Source organism: Aeromonas sp. 5HA1, assembly GCF_029237245.1.
Classification (GTDB): Bacteria; Pseudomonadota; Gammaproteobacteria; order Enterobacterales; family Aeromonadaceae; genus Aeromonas; species Aeromonas salmonicida.
In genome coordinates this window covers 41,782-55,495 of the sequence record NZ_JAACFW010000024.1, presented here as the reverse complement: position 1 = coordinate 55,495, position 13,714 = coordinate 41,782, and the positions used below count along the sequence as shown (strand labels likewise).

13 protein-coding genes are annotated in these 13,714 nt (G+C 61.9%); 6 read left to right on the top strand and 7 right to left on the bottom strand.

Features of this window, described 5'->3' with window-relative positions; all coding sequences use genetic code 11:
* Positions 1-10 precede the first annotated feature (10 nt).
* A complete protein-coding gene (locus tag GWQ27_RS18645) occupies positions 11-955 on the top strand; it encodes an ElyC/SanA/YdcF family protein (protein ID WP_275908016.1) in 945 nt (314 codons plus the stop codon).
* A 65-nt stretch (positions 956-1,020) separates the two neighbouring features.
* On the opposite strand, the gene GWQ27_RS18640 is transcribed toward GWQ27_RS18645, so the two are convergent.
* Together GWQ27_RS18640 and GWQ27_RS18635 are read right to left on the bottom strand one after the other, a co-directional pair.
* Positions 1,021-1,635, bottom strand: coding sequence for a superoxide dismutase (locus tag GWQ27_RS18640; protein ID WP_087757083.1), 615 nt, complete (start codon positions 1,633-1,635; stop codon positions 1,021-1,023).
* A 21-nt stretch (positions 1,636-1,656) separates the two neighbouring features.
* Positions 1,657-2,082, bottom strand: a complete 426-nt coding sequence (locus GWQ27_RS18635) for a hypothetical protein (protein WP_034523673.1) — start codon at positions 2,080-2,082, stop codon at positions 1,657-1,659.
* A 299-nt stretch (positions 2,083-2,381) separates the two neighbouring features.
* Between GWQ27_RS18635 and GWQ27_RS18630 the strand changes: the two genes are divergently transcribed.
* Together GWQ27_RS18630 and GWQ27_RS18625 are read left to right on the top strand one after the other, a co-directional pair.
* On the top strand, positions 2,382-3,293 hold the full coding sequence (locus GWQ27_RS18630) for a triacylglycerol lipase (RefSeq protein ID WP_275908015.1): 912 nt from the start codon (positions 2,382-2,384) through the stop codon (positions 3,291-3,293).
* Positions 3,290-4,042, top strand: a complete 753-nt coding sequence (locus GWQ27_RS18625; protein ID WP_275908014.1) for a lipase secretion chaperone — start codon at positions 3,290-3,292, stop codon at positions 4,040-4,042. The genes GWQ27_RS18630 and GWQ27_RS18625 overlap by 4 nt, the downstream gene beginning before the upstream one ends.
* A 257-nt stretch (positions 4,043-4,299) precedes the next feature.
* On the opposite strand, the gene GWQ27_RS18620 is transcribed toward GWQ27_RS18625, so the two are convergent.
* The 4 genes from GWQ27_RS18620 to sgrR form a co-directional block, all read right to left on the bottom strand.
* Positions 4,300-5,001, bottom strand: coding sequence for a hypothetical protein (locus tag GWQ27_RS18620; protein WP_155602206.1), 702 nt, complete (start codon positions 4,999-5,001; stop codon positions 4,300-4,302).
* A 46-nt stretch (positions 5,002-5,047) separates the two neighbouring features.
* Positions 5,048-5,443, bottom strand: a complete 396-nt coding sequence (locus GWQ27_RS18615; protein WP_005316053.1) for a thioesterase family protein — start codon at positions 5,441-5,443, stop codon at positions 5,048-5,050.
* Positions 5,444-5,641: 198 nt separating this feature from the next.
* Positions 5,642-7,819, bottom strand: a complete 2,178-nt coding sequence (gene katG, locus GWQ27_RS18610) for a catalase/peroxidase HPI (RefSeq protein ID WP_275908013.1) — start codon at positions 7,817-7,819, stop codon at positions 5,642-5,644.
* A 192-nt stretch (positions 7,820-8,011) separates the two neighbouring features.
* Positions 8,012-9,688: an HTH-type transcriptional regulator SgrR gene (gene sgrR / locus GWQ27_RS18605; RefSeq protein WP_275908012.1), complete on the bottom strand. Its 1,677-nt coding sequence runs from the start codon at positions 9,686-9,688 to the stop codon at positions 8,012-8,014.
* Between the two features lie 100 nt (positions 9,689-9,788).
* Here sgrR and GWQ27_RS18600 point away from each other — a divergent pair, with 100 nt between their 5' ends.
* The 3 genes from GWQ27_RS18600 (at position 9,789) to GWQ27_RS18590 (ending at position 12,135) form a co-directional block, all read left to right on the top strand.
* On the top strand, positions 9,789-9,965 hold the full coding sequence (locus tag GWQ27_RS18600; protein ID WP_275908011.1) for a hypothetical protein: 177 nt from the start codon (positions 9,789-9,791) through the stop codon (positions 9,963-9,965).
* Between the two features lie 164 nt (positions 9,966-10,129).
* Positions 10,130-11,398 (top strand): aminotransferase class I/II-fold pyridoxal phosphate-dependent enzyme, encoded by a 1,269-nt coding sequence (locus GWQ27_RS18595; protein WP_275908010.1) that lies wholly within the window; start codon positions 10,130-10,132, stop codon positions 11,396-11,398.
* A gap of 110 nt (positions 11,399-11,508) precedes the next feature.
* Positions 11,509-12,135: a glutathione S-transferase family protein gene (locus tag GWQ27_RS18590; RefSeq protein ID WP_275908009.1), complete on the top strand. Its 627-nt coding sequence runs from the start codon at positions 11,509-11,511 to the stop codon at positions 12,133-12,135.
* 383 nt (positions 12,136-12,518) lie between these two features.
* Here the strand turns inward: GWQ27_RS18590 and GWQ27_RS18585 are convergent, their stop codons facing one another.
* Complete coding sequence (locus GWQ27_RS18585) at positions 12,519-13,694, bottom strand: iron-containing alcohol dehydrogenase (RefSeq protein WP_275908008.1); 1,176 nt, start codon at positions 13,692-13,694, stop codon at positions 12,519-12,521.
* Positions 13,695-13,714 lie beyond the last annotated feature (20 nt).

Here is a 13,714-nt window from a genome sequence, read left to right as displayed (position 1 = left end):
TGCACCGCGCATGAAGAAGTTTGCCAAGATCCTCCTCGCCTGCTTTTGCCTGTTGCTGGTAGCTGCCGCCATGCTGCTGGGTTACAGCGAGTGGACCGTCTCGGACACCCGCCACTACACCTATGACGATGTCGATGCGGTGCCCTACAACAGGGTCGCACTGGTGCTCGGCACCTCCAAGTACCTGATTGGCGGCAGTTCGAATCACTACTTCAAATACAGGATCAAGGCCGCCGCCGAGCTCTACAACAATGGCAAGGTGGACTACATACTGGTCTCCGGTGACAACGCGACCGTCCAGTACAACGAGCCACGCCAGATGCGACGCGCCCTGATCCAGGCCGGCATTCCGGCCAAGGTGATCTACAGCGACTACGCCGGCTTTCGTACCCTGGACTCCATAGTGCGCGCCAAGGAGGTGTTTGGTCAGGCCCACTTCACAGTGGTGTCGCAGGCCTTTCACAACGAGCGAGCCATCTTTATCGCCCGCCACTTCGGCATCGAGGCCGTCGGCTTCAACGCCAAGGATCCCAGCGCCTATCAGGGTATCAAGACCCGGGTGCGCGAGGTGTTTGCCCGGCTGATGGGGCTGCTCGACCTCTATGTACTGGACAAGGGCCCCAAATTCCTCGGTGAGCCCATCGTCATCGGCGGCCCGGTTCCCTGTCTAACATTGAGTACCCTGGGTATGAGCCAGCCCTGCCTGCCTATTCCCCCTGTGACGCAGGACAAGCAGCCGCGCGACAAGACCGCTCCCGCCGTCAATGCCGCCAGCTCGGCCGCGGCGACCAGTGCCGCATCGACCACGAGCGCAGCAGCGACGACAGGTATATCGCCTGCAACCAGTGCTGCCACAGCGACCAGTTCGTCGGCTGCAACCACATCGGCCAGTTCGTCGCCTGCAACCAGTGCATCGGCGGCAACCAGTTCAGCAGGCGCCAATCCAACGCCCTGACCAGACAAAAAGAGACCCGCCGGATAGCGGGTCTCTTTTTGTGAATGGAACAAGACGCTAGCAGATCAGGCCAGCGCCTGCCGGTAACGACGCTCCACCTCGTCCCAGTCGATCACGTTGTAAAACGCGGCTATATAGTCGGGACGCTTGTTCTGGTACTTGAGGTAATAGGCGTGCTCCCACACGTCCAGCCCCAATATGGGCGCATGGCCCTGCATCAGGGGACTGTCCTGATTGGCACTGCTCTCCACCTGCAATTTACCCTCCTTGTCGACCACCAGCCAGGCCCAACCGCTGCCAAAGCGGCTCAACGCCGCCTGGGTAAAGGCCTGCTTGAAAGCATCCAGCCCTCCCAGATCCCGCCGGATCGCCTCCGCCAGCTCGCCAGTCGGCTCACCGCCGCCTTGCGGGCTCATCACCTGCCAGAACAGGCTGTGGTTGGCATGGCCCCCCCCATGATTGCGCACCGCCCCCTGCACCTTGACCGGCAGGCTGTCGAAGCGGGCGAGCAGCTCATCCACCGGCAAGGCGGCCAGCTCAGGAAAAGCTTCCAGCGCGACGTTGAGGTTGGTGATGTAGGTCTGGTGGTGACGACTGTGGTGGATCTCCATGGTCAGCGCGTCTATGTGGGGTTCCAGCGCATCGTAGGCGTAAGAAAGGACTGGCAGGGTATGGCTCATGATCACCTCTTTTTATTGTGATTAATGCAGTTGATGGGCGGGCTCGGCGTGGCACAGGCACTGACCGAGGCAACGCTGAATGGCATCCTGAGTACCGTGCTTGCGCACGAAGGCGATCAGCTCGGTATGGGTGCTGCGGGTATGGCGCAGAGCCGCGGCCCGCAGTGGGCTCGGACAGGCGGGGGACTGGCTGGTAGCAAGCAGGCAATCGTGGATATGGCACAGCAGATCGGCTGCGCGGTCCGGCAGCGTCATGGCGATCAACAGATCCGCCAGATTGTGGTGAGCCACCACCAGGGCAGCCACTGCCTCGTCTGCATCGTGCCAGAAAGAGAACTGCTGGCGAGCCAGCCACAGCGCCTGCTGATAGTAGGAGAGTGCCTTGGCGTACTCGCCGGCATCGAAGTAGCGATTGCCACTCAGAGTCTGCTGCTTCCAATGCACCATGCTGCTGTCCGAGTCGGTTGTCCCGACCCATCCCTTCACCCAGGTTCCTGTCATGATCCCAGCCACTCAAATGATAATAATTATTATTTAACTTATGTGGTGACCGAATACAAGGGATACTTGATCTTCGCCAGCCTGACGCCTTCTCCTCTCCTGCCCATATGGGTAGGGCTTTTTTGAATCTGTCTGTTTAGTGATCACTTGCACAGATGCAACTGGCCGGGTTGGCCATGCTGGCGGGTACTGGCATGAAGCCGGTGGCTGTCGGATGGACAGCCTATTTCACAAGGATGATGACGATGAAAAGATGGCTATTGGTGCTGCTGTGCACCCTGCCCATGCTGGGTCAGGCGGCAGGTTATACCCAGACCCGTTACCCCATGGTGCTGGTGCATGGATTGTTCGGCTTCGACAAGCTGCTCGGGGTCGATTACTTCTACGGTATCCCCCAGGCCCTGACCCGGGACGGTGCCCGCGTCTTTGTCGCGCAGGTCTCGGCTACCCACAGCTCGGAACTGCGCGGTGAACAGTTGCTCAAGCAGGTGCAGCAGGTGCTCGCCATCACGGGTGCTGACAAGGTCAACCTCATAGGTCACTCCCACGGCAGCCCCACCATACGTTATGTCGCTTCTGTCGCCCCGGAACTGGTCGCCTCCGCCACCAGCGTGGGGGGCGTCAACTATGGCTCCGAGATAGCGGACCTGGTGCGTGCCAACGTAGCCCCTGGCTCGATAGCCGAGAAACTGGCAGTCGCGGCCGCCTCGGCACTCTCTGGTGTCATCTCGCTGCTCTCCGGCGGCAGCCAGCTGCCACAGGATCCTCTCGCCTCCCTCGATGCGCTCACCAGCGTGGGAGCCCAGCGCTTCAACCAGCGCTACCCCGAGGGGCTGCCCAGCCAGTATTGTGGCGAAGGGCCGCTGCGCGCCGCCAACGGCGTTTATTACTTCTCCTGGAGCGGGCGCGGCAGCATGACCAATGTCCTGGATCCGGTGGATCCTGCGCTGGCCCTCACCAGCACCTTTTTCAGCGAGCCCAATGACGGCCTGGTCGGGGTATGCAGCAGCCACCTCGGCAAGGTGATCGGCACCGGCTACCGGATGAACCATCTGGACGAGGTCAATCAGTCGTTTGGCATCCATCACCTGTTTGATACCGATCCTGTCACCCTCTACCGCCAGCACGCCAACCGCTTGCAGGGTCTGGGGCTATGAAGCGATCCCTCCTTCTCGCCCTGCCTCTGTGCGGAGCCTTCTTGCTGGGGGCCGCCCTGTTATGGCCCGACCCGCCGCCGAGTCTGAATGCCGCCCCCGAACAGGGAGCCCTGCGTCATCAGCTGGCCCAACGCCTGGAACAGGGCGAGGCTGACGCAGAGAACCCACTGCTGGCCCGCCACCAGGTTTTTCTGGCGGCGGAGGGCCGCCTGACGGTGCCGACGGATCCGGACCTCGCCAGCCTGCAGCAGCTGTTTGACCAGCGTGAACAACTGCGCCAGCAGAGCTTCACCCCGGCCGAGCAGGATCAGCTGTTTGCCGAAGACAGACTGATGGAGCAGTGGACCCTGCGCCGCAAGGCGCTGGCCCAGGCGAGCGATGCCGACAAGAAGATGCTGGCCGGTGAACTCGAACTCTGGCTGACGGAGCAGCCCCAATGGTTCAGAGAAGCAGAGGTCAACAGCCGCCTGCTCGGCGAGTTGCAGACGCTGGCGCAATTACCCCCCGCCGAGCGGGAAGCCGTGCTGCTGGAGCAGCTGGGACCAGAGGCCGTGGATCGACTGCATCAGCTGGAACAGAGTCAGCAAGGGTTCGAGCAGCAGCTGGCAGGCTATCTGGCCGAGCTCACCCCTTTGTCCGCCCGTGATCGGGCCGAGCAGCAACAGGAGATACTGGCGCGCTGGTTTCCCGCCGAGCAGTGGCGACGGGTCGAGGCACTGACCCGGCTGCGGCTCGAAGAACAGCCATAAAAAACAAGGGGACCGCGATGGCCCCCTTGCTTCATGCTGCAACCGCACTCATTGTCGCTTGTTGGCCCTCGGCAGTGGCTGCCAGGTCCAGGGGAATAGACCACAACGACAAGGGGATCCTGACGGCACCTTGTTTCATGCTGCAACCGCACTCATTGTCGCTTGTTGGCCCTCGGCAGCGGCTGCCAGGTTCAGGGGAATAGACCACAACGACAAGGGGGCCCTGACGGCCCCCTTGTTTCATGCTGCAACCGTACTTATTGCGGCTTGTTGGCACCGGGCAGTGGCTGCCAGGTGAGACGGGTCACCTGGGTGCCTTGCACATCGCACTTGAGGTTCAGATCCTGCCAGCCCTTGTCCTGGCGCAGGGAGACCTCTCCTTCGATGCCCGATTCACTCACCTTGAGCGTCTTCTGCTCGAAGGTCACCTTGTCGCCCCTGGCCAGATCCATCAGCTTGCCGTTGCAGAGCCAGTGGGTGAGTTCGGCACCTTTCAGCTTGACGCTGCCACTGCTGGCTTTCTGCTCCGCAGGGCTGATGGCAAACAGCCTGGCCAGGTCAGCAGATCGCTTGGTGAGCCAGGCTTCACGCTGTTGCATGCTTATTTTGCTGACGAACTCGGCAGGCTGTCCCTTGTTGTCAAGCCAGTGGGTCAGCTTGCCTTGCTCATCGAAGGCAAACTGGGCGGCAGGTTCTCTGACCCCGAACAGCTTGCCCCCCTTGAAGTAGTAACGGCTCTCCCCTTGCAGCTTGCCCTGCTCGTTCATGATGGGCACGGCTATGATGACGGGGACGCCATCGATCCAGGCCTTGATCTCCACACCGTCATGACTGAACAGACGGGTGTCGAGGGCGCTCTCGGCCCCCCGGTCGATCAGGGTGAACTGCTCCGCAAGAGAAGCGGCCAAAGAAGGCAGGGAACAGAGTCCCAGTGTCAGAGCAGTCACTGTGTTGCGCATTATGTTCCTGTGCATGGTTTTCCTGTGGTAGGCCAACAGGCCAAGGTTAACTCTCTATCAGCCAGGCCCGCAGCGCTTCCCTGTGCTTGTCACTCAAGGGCAGGGATTGGCGGGTCTGATAGTCAAAATGGATCAGGGTCGTTTCGCCGGTGACGGCCAGCTCACCGCCCTGCCAGGCTTCCTGCCAGAGCGTGAAGGAGCTGGAGCCGATGCGGCGCACCCCTGTGTTGATCGATACCTGCTGACCATAAAACAGCTCGCGTTTGAACTGTACCGTATAGCCCGCGATGATCAGGTGCCAGTTATGCACATCCAGCTCGGGAGAGAAGATGCGAAACAGGGGATCCCGCGCCGCCTCGAACCAGACCGCCGGCACCGTATTGTTGATGTGGCCGAGGGCATCTGTCTCTTGAAAACGGGGTTGGATCTGCATTTCCAGCATGGGTGACTCCTTGTCAGCAGGGGCTTGGTAGCTAGCCATCATCAATGAATCAAGATGTTACCTGATATCCAGTCCAAAAAGACAGGGGCGGCACTGCTCCCCGGCACTGGCCAATCTCTGTCGCAACCCCAGGCAAGCCTTGGCTCAGGACAAAAAAATACCCCGCACACCCGGGTGTGCGGGGCCGTCGGGTCAGCCTTAACTCATCAGATCAAAGCGGTCCGCATTCATCACCTTGTTCCAGGCACTGATGAAATCGCAGACGAACTTCTCCTTGTTGTCATCCTGGGCATAGACCTCGGCGTAAGCACGCAGTACCGAGTTGGAGCCGAACACCAGATCGATCCGGGTCGCCGTCCATTTCACCTTGCCGCTCTTGCGATCGCGCACTTCATACAGACGATCTCCCGCCGGGTGCCAGGTGTTGGCCATGTCGGTGAGGTTGACGAAGTAGTCGTTGGTCAAGGCCCCTTCCCTCTCGGTAAAGACACCGTGCCGGGTGCCGCCATGGTTGGTACCGAGCACTCGCATGCCGCCCACCAGAACCGTCATCTCATGGGCCGTCAGCCCCATCAGCTGGGTGCGATCCAGCATCAGCTCCTCCGCCGTGACCGCATAGTCCTTCTTCAACCAGTTGCGGTAACCGTCGGCCAGCGGCTCAAGCACGTCGAACGACGCCACATCGGTCTGGGCCTGACTGGCATCACCACGACCCGGACTGAAGGGAACTGTCACCTCGACCCCGGCGGCCCTGGCCGCCAGCTCAACACCCAGGTTACCCGCCAGCACTATCACATCCGCCACGCTGATCTGGCTGGCGGCGGCGATGGGCTCGAGCACCTTGAGCACCCGTGCCAGTCTGGCCGGTTCATTGCCTTCCCACTCCTTCTGCGGGGCCAGCCGGATACGGGCACCGTTGGCACCGCCACGCAGATCCGAGCCCCGGAAAGTACGGGCGCTGTCCCAGGCGGTACTGACCATATCGCTGATGGAGAGGCCGCTGGCGGCAATGCTGGCCTTCATCGCAGCCACGTCATAATCGGTACGCCCGGCGGGAACCGGATCTTGCCAGATCAGATCTTCAGACGGCACATAAGGCCCAACGTAGCGGGTTTTAGGCCCCAGATCCCTGTGGGTCAGCTTGAACCAGGCGCGGACGAAGGCATCGGAGAAGGCCGCCGGATCAGCGCGGAAACGCTCGGCGATCTTGCGGTACTCGGGGTCGAACTTCAGCGCCATGTCGGCGTCTGTCATGATGGGGTTGCGGCGAATGGCAGGATCTTCCACATCCACCGGCTTGTCCTCTTCCCGTATATTGACGGGCTCCCACTGCCAGGCACCGGCCGGGCTCTTTTTCAGTTCCCACTCGTAGTTGAACAGCAGGTAGAAGTAGCCGTTGTCCCAACGGGTGGGGTGGGTGGTCCAGGCCCCTTCAATGCCGCTGGTCACCGCATTGCGACCAATGCCGCGCTGGGTCTTGTTGAGCCAGCCCAGCCCCTGATCCTCGACGTCGGCACCTTCCGGCTCAGGCCCGAGCAGCCGGGCATCCCCATTGCCGTGACATTTGCCTACCGTGTGCCCCCCGGCCGTCAGGGCGACCGTCTCTTCGTCATCCATCGCCATGCGGGCAAAGGTGACCCGCATGTCCTTGGCGGTTTTCAGAGGATCAGGATTGCCGTCGACCCCTTCCGGGTTGACGTAGATGAGCCCCATCATCACTGCCGCCAGCGGGTTGTCCAGATCCCGCTCGCCAGAGTAACGACCGCCGGGCTTGCTGCTCGGTGCCAGCCACTCCTTCTCCGCTCCCCAATAGATGTCTTTCTCGGGGTGCCAGATATCCTCGCGGCCGAAGGCGAAGCCGAACGTCTTGAGCCCCATGGACTCATAAGCCACGGTGCCGGCCAGAATAATCAGATCGGCCCAGCTGATCTTGTTGCCATACTTTTTCTTGATGGGCCACAGCAGACGCCGTGCCTTGTCCAGGTTGGCGTTGTCAGGCCAGGAGTTGAGCGGAGCAAAACGCTGATTGCCGGTACTGCCACCACCACGGCCATCGGCGATACGGTAGGTACCGGCAGAGTGCCAGGCCATGCGGATCATCAGGCCGCCGTAGTGGCCCCAGTCTGCCGGCCACCAATCCTGGCTGTCGGTCATCAGGGCGGTCACATCCTGCTTGAGGGCGGCCATGTCGAGCTTCTTGAGCTCTTCCCGGTAATTGAAACCGGGCCCCAGCGGATTGGTCTTGGTGTCGTGCTGATGGAGAATGTCGAGGTTGAGGCTCTTCGGCCACCACGCCATGTTGGCTTGCTCACCGGAGGTGGTACCACCGTGCATGACCGGGCATTTTCCTTGGGAACGTTCTGAATTGTTGCTCATCTTTTTCCTCATTTGCTCTGCTTTCCATAACCTGAACCAGCATGGCACTTTGGAATTGAATGTCCAATGAACTGCAACCCGCCGACCCATAGTAAAAACGGCAATTAAAACAGGATGACGATCTGCCGGAAGAGCACCTTGCAGGTACAAGGTGAGGCGAGATAGCTTCAACCCGCCACATAAACATCGTCCTTACTCGGGGCGAAGCCAGGCACTGCGAAAATCAAACCAACCGAGCGCCGTCATGCGCACCCCGTGCACGCCGACCCGGCTCTCCAGCTCCAGCCAGTGGTGGAACAGGGGCACGAACCAGCCCTGTTGCTGCACCCGGGCCAGCAGAGCGCGCGGGCCCGGCTCCTCACCGCTGGCACGCCACCGGGTCAGGCCCTGCCATAAAGCATGCTGACTGGCCCACACCTTGTGCAGCAGCGGCGTGCCCAGCAGCCAGGCGTAGGGGGCGAAGGCATGCTCGTGCTCCAGATTGAGGGTGCCGAGCCAGAGATCCACATCCTCATCCACCCCGCTCACCCAACGGCCGTAATCCAGGGTGCGAACCTCCAGCCGGATCCCCTGTTCTGCCAGCAGGCTGGCCATGGCGCCGGCACACTCGTTGAACTCCAGGTGCTGATTGAAACAGGCCAGCACCAGCCGCGTCGGCAGTTGCTCCGGCGTTGGCAATGATGCAGGCAGGGCCTCGCGCCAGTGGGGCAACAGACCCAGCGCACTGGTCCAGCCCCGCTGCAACTCGGGGGCGACCCGTGCCATCAGGGCGATGGGGTTGAGCAGCTGGGCCAGCCAGTGACGCAGGGCGGGATCCTGCAAGGAGACGGATCTGTCGTCCTGCAGCAGGAAGTAGCAGCCGGATTCAAGCTCGGACTCACCGCGCATGGTGCCGAGTTCAGGGCTGTCACGTCCCAGCTGCAGGTGGGTCTCCAACCGCTCCGCCAGCTCCGGCAGCATCCAGATGTCGATCTCGTCGAGCAGGGCACGCAGGCCGAAGTAGTCGTCAAACGCCTCCAGACAAAGGTGGAGGGGATCGTTGGCGGTCACCTTGTAGGGGCCCGTGCCCACCGGCTGCAGGGCAAAGCCCGCCTCCCCCTTGAGCTCCCGCGGCAATATGGTTGCCACCGGTTCGGCCAGCAGGTGGGGCAGCAGAGGATCCGGGCTGTCGAGATACAGATCCAGAGTGCGTGGCCAGGGGCTCTCCAGCCGTGCCAGATGGGCGAACAGGGGACGATCCCGCAGTGCCAGCAGACTCTCCATCACATCTTCTACCACCAGCTCACGGCCGTGGTGAAAGCGCACCACCGGCCTCAGATAGAAGCGCCAGTGACAGGGCCCCAGACACTCCCAGTGGTGTGCCAGATCCCCTTCGATTTCCCCATTTTCCTCATTTCGTCGGGTGAGACCGTTGAAGATCTGTCGGCTCAGGTGAATTTCGGAGCGACGCAGCGGATCCGTGGGCAGCAGCTGGGGCAGCGGCCGATAGTAGGGCACCCGCAGGATCTGGCGCCCCTCCCGGGTGGCCTGGCCGAGCTGCTCGATCAGCAGCGGGGTGAGCAGATCCAGCCGACCTTCCGCCAGCCGCACCGCCTGGGCAAGCTGGCCCTGACTCAACAGATCCCGCAGGCGGCGCCGGGTCAGACTCTCCTGGCTGTCGAGCAGGGTGAGCCGGGAGCGCCGTCCCCTGCCCGCCTCGGCTGACCAGCTGAGCCAGCCCTGATCCTGCATCCGCCGCAGCAGCAGGCGGGCGTTGCGCGGGGTGCAGCAGAGCAGGTCCGCCACTTCGGCGAGACTTGCCTCCCGCTCATCGCAGCCAAGCTGCTGGGCGAGTCGTTGAAACTGCTGATAGAGGCGACTGGTCGGCATAAAAGAGGAAATCCTTTTGCTATAAGTCATCAGTTTTTACTTCCGCATTTTAGCTCAATACTGCTGATGAACATGAGAGCCACAGCACAGGAGCATCATCATGAACCAGCAAAGCGCCCCCAAACCGAACCGGAACCAGCAAACCCTGCGTCGTTACTTCAAGCGGATCCTGCCTCGCCCGCTGACCCTGATTGAGGATCCCATGAGCCAGCTCAACCGCCTGATGCAGTGGGACATGCACCAGATCGATGACAAGGAGTATCGTCGCCGCCTCTGAGTGCAGCGTCAGTTGCTCAAGGGCGAGGCCCATCGTCAACGGATGCCATTGCTTTACCGGATTGGGTGGTTTACATCGCCGCTGAGCCTGATAGATTGGACGTCTATCCATCTATAACTGCCCAGCTATAACTGCGACAAGCAACATCCAACAAGGAGTGTGTGATGAAAGATGCGACCCTGGCCCTGCACCACGGCTTTTCCAGCGATCCCACTACCAAGGCGGTCGCCGTGCCCATCTACCAGACGGTGGCCTACGAGTTCGACAGCGCCCAGCACGGGGCGGACCTGTTCAATCTGGCGGTGCCGGGCAACATCTATACCCGCATCATGAATCCCACCAACGATGTGCTGGAACAGCGGATGGCCGCGCTGGAAGGGGGCATCGCCGGGCTGGTGGTCTCGGCGGGTTCCGCCGCCATCACCTACGCCATCCAGGCGCTGACCGCCGCCGGTGACAACATAGTATCCACACCCCAGCTCTATGGCGGCACCTATACACTGTTCGCCCACATGCTGCCGAGCTTCGGGGTCGAGGTACGCTTCGCCAAAGATGACAGCGCCGAGGCCATCGCCGCCCTCATCGACGACAAGACCAAGGCGGTCTACTGCGAGAGCATAGGCAACCCGGCGGGCAACATCGTCGATCTGGCCGCCTTCGCCAAGGTGGCCCACGCCCGTGGCGTGCCGCTCATCGTCGACAACACGGTCGCCACCCCGGTGCTCTGCAAGCCCATCGAGCACGGCGCCGACATAGTGGTGCACAGCCTGACCAAATATGTCGGCGGTCATGGCAACTCGCTGGGCGGCGTCATCGTCGACTCGGGCAAGTTCCCCTGGGCGGATAACGCCGAACGCTTCCCCCAACTGACCAAACCCGAGCCCTCCTACCACGGGGTGGTCTATACACAAGCCTTTGGCCCCGCCGCCTTTATCGGCCGGGTACGGACAGTGCCGCTGCGCAATACCGGCGCGGCGCTGGCCCCCATGAACGCCTTCCTGCTGCTGCAAGGACTGGAGACCCTGAGCCTGCGCATGGAGCGCCACGTGGACAACGCCCTTCAGGTCGCCCACCACCTCAAGCATCATCCCAAGGTAGCCTGGGTCAGCTACGCCGGTCTGCCGGGACATCCCCACTATCTGCTGGCGGAGAAGTACATGGGGGGCCGGCCGTCGGCCATCCTCTCGTTCGGTTTGAAGGAGGGCTATGAGGCCGGGGTTCGCTTCTACGATGCCCTCAAGATCTTCAAGCGGCTGGTCAATATCGGCGACGCCAAGTCGCTGGCCTGCCACCCCGCCTCTACCACCCATCGCCAGCTGAGCGAGGAGGAACAGGTCAGGGCCGGGGTCAAGCCGGAGATGATCCGCTTGTCGGTGGGGATAGAAGCGATCGAGGACATATTGGTGGATCTGGATCAGGCGCTGGAGGCCTGAGTCAGCCAACGAGAGAGCGGGCACTGCCCGCTCTCTTGATTTCTCCATGCCGGTGAACCAGTCACCTCGCCGACGCGTATACCGACTCCTGCCACCGAATCGAGGTTCCAATGATAATCCTGCACCACCTGAACAAATCCCGCTCCCAACGCATCATCTGGCTGCTCGAAGAGCTGGGCTTGCCCTACCAGATCAAGGCCTACCAGCGCGACGCCACCACCTTTCTGGCGCCGCCCGAGCTGAAAGCCATCCACCCCCTCGGCAAGTCGCCTGTCATCGAGCTGGAAGGACGAGTGATGGCCGAATCAGGCGCCATCACAGAGTATCTGATTGCCCGCCACGCCCCCGAGCGGCTGGCGCCAGCTCAGGATAGCCGCGACTACCCCGAATACCTGCAGTGGATCCACTTTGCCGAAAGCTCCGGCATACTGCCGCTGCTGCTCGACATGTTCGTGCGCAAGGATGGCAGCCCGATGCGCTTCCTGCCGGACTACGCCAAAGCGGAGTGCGCCAAGGTGCTGGGCTATCTAAATGCGGTCTTGAGCACTCGCCACTATCTGGTGGGGGACCGTCTCTCCGGCGCCGACATCATGAACTCCTTCCTGGTGGATCTGCTGGCCCAGGGCGGCCAGCTGGCACACTTCCCGCACCTGCAAACCTACTGGGAACGTCTCAATACCCATCCGGCCCGCCAGAAGGCCGCGACACTGGAGCGTGAGCTGGATCTGGGCGCCTGATCCTCTGCCCTCAGCGCCTCACCCCGGAATGCAAAACGCCCCGACAATCGGGGCGTTTTCTTTTCAGCTCGTCAGCCAAATGATCAGAGCCCGTGGGAAAGGACCCTCGCTACTATATTGCCCGGCTCTCTCCTTCGCCCGGAGCTGGAACCCCAGACTTAAAGAGCGTGTGACAGGATCCTGGCGACTATATTGCCCGGCTCTCTCCTTCGCCCGAAGCTGGCACCCCAGACTTAAAGGGCATGTGACAGGATCCTGGCGACTATATTGCCCGGATCTATCCTTCACCCGGAGCTGGAACCCCAGACTTAAAGGGCATGTGAAAGGATCCTGGCGACTATATTGCCCGGATCTATCCTTCACCCGAAGCTGGAACCCCAGACTTAAAGAGCGTGTGACAGGATCCTGGCGACCTTGTCCGGATCTATGTCCTGCTGCTCACCGAGCGCCGTCAGGCCGAAACGCTTGAGGTTGGAGCAGATGCCGGGGATACAGCTCTCACTCAGGCCGTAGTCGGCGAGACGGGTGCCCACCCCCATCTGCTGGAAGAACTGCTCGGTGCGGATGATCGCCTCCTCGGTGCGCAGCGCCTTGTCCTCCCGGCTCGAATGCCAGACCCGCTCGGCGAACTGGGCCAGCTTCTCCTGCTTCTGGGCCGCCTGCTCACGCAGCAGGGAGGGCAGCACCACCGCCAGGCTCTGGGCATGATCCAGCCCGTGCAGCGCGGTGAGCTGGTGGCCGATGGCGTGAGTGGACCAGTCCTGCGGCACGCCGCGGCCGATGAGACCATTGAGCGCCAGGCTGGCGGCCCACATCAGGTTGGCGCGCACCTGATAATGGGTGGGATCCACCAGGGCTTTGGGGCCGTTATCCACCAGCACCTGCAGCAAGCCTTCCGCCAGCCGGTCCTGCACCTCGCCCCCCACAGGGAAGGTGAGGTACTGCTCAATGATGTGGACGAAGGCATCCACCACCCCATTGCCGATCTGGCGGGTGGGCAGGCTGTAGGTGGTGGTGGGATCGAGCACGGCAAACACAGGTTGCACCAGCGGATTCATGAAGGAGAGCTTGGCCTCCCCCCGGCTCACCACAGCGGCGGGATTGCTCTCCGAGCCGGTGGCGGGCAGGGTCAGCACGCAGCCCAGAGGCAAGGCCGCCTTGACGGGCGCCTTGTGCAGCAATATCTCCCAGGGATCCCCGCCCTCGAAGCAGGCCGCCGCGGCCACGAACTTGGTGCCATCCACCACGGATCCGCCGCCGACCGCCAGCAGGAAGTCGATGCGCTCGCGCTTCACCAGCGCCACCGCCTCCATCAGCTGATCGTACTGGGGGTTGGCCCCTATGCCTGAAAACTCCTGCCAATCCCTCCCCGCCAACGCCTGGGTCAGCTGGTCATAGACGCCGTTTTTCTTGATGCTGCCACCGCCGTAGAGCACCAGCAGGCGACTGCCTGCCGGGATCAGGTCGGGCAGGCTGGCTATCTGGCCGTCACCAAAATAGACCCGGGTAGGATTGGCATATTGGAAGTTGTACACGGCAAAGCCCTCGGTTGAATGCATGCAAGGGGATTGTGCGCCCG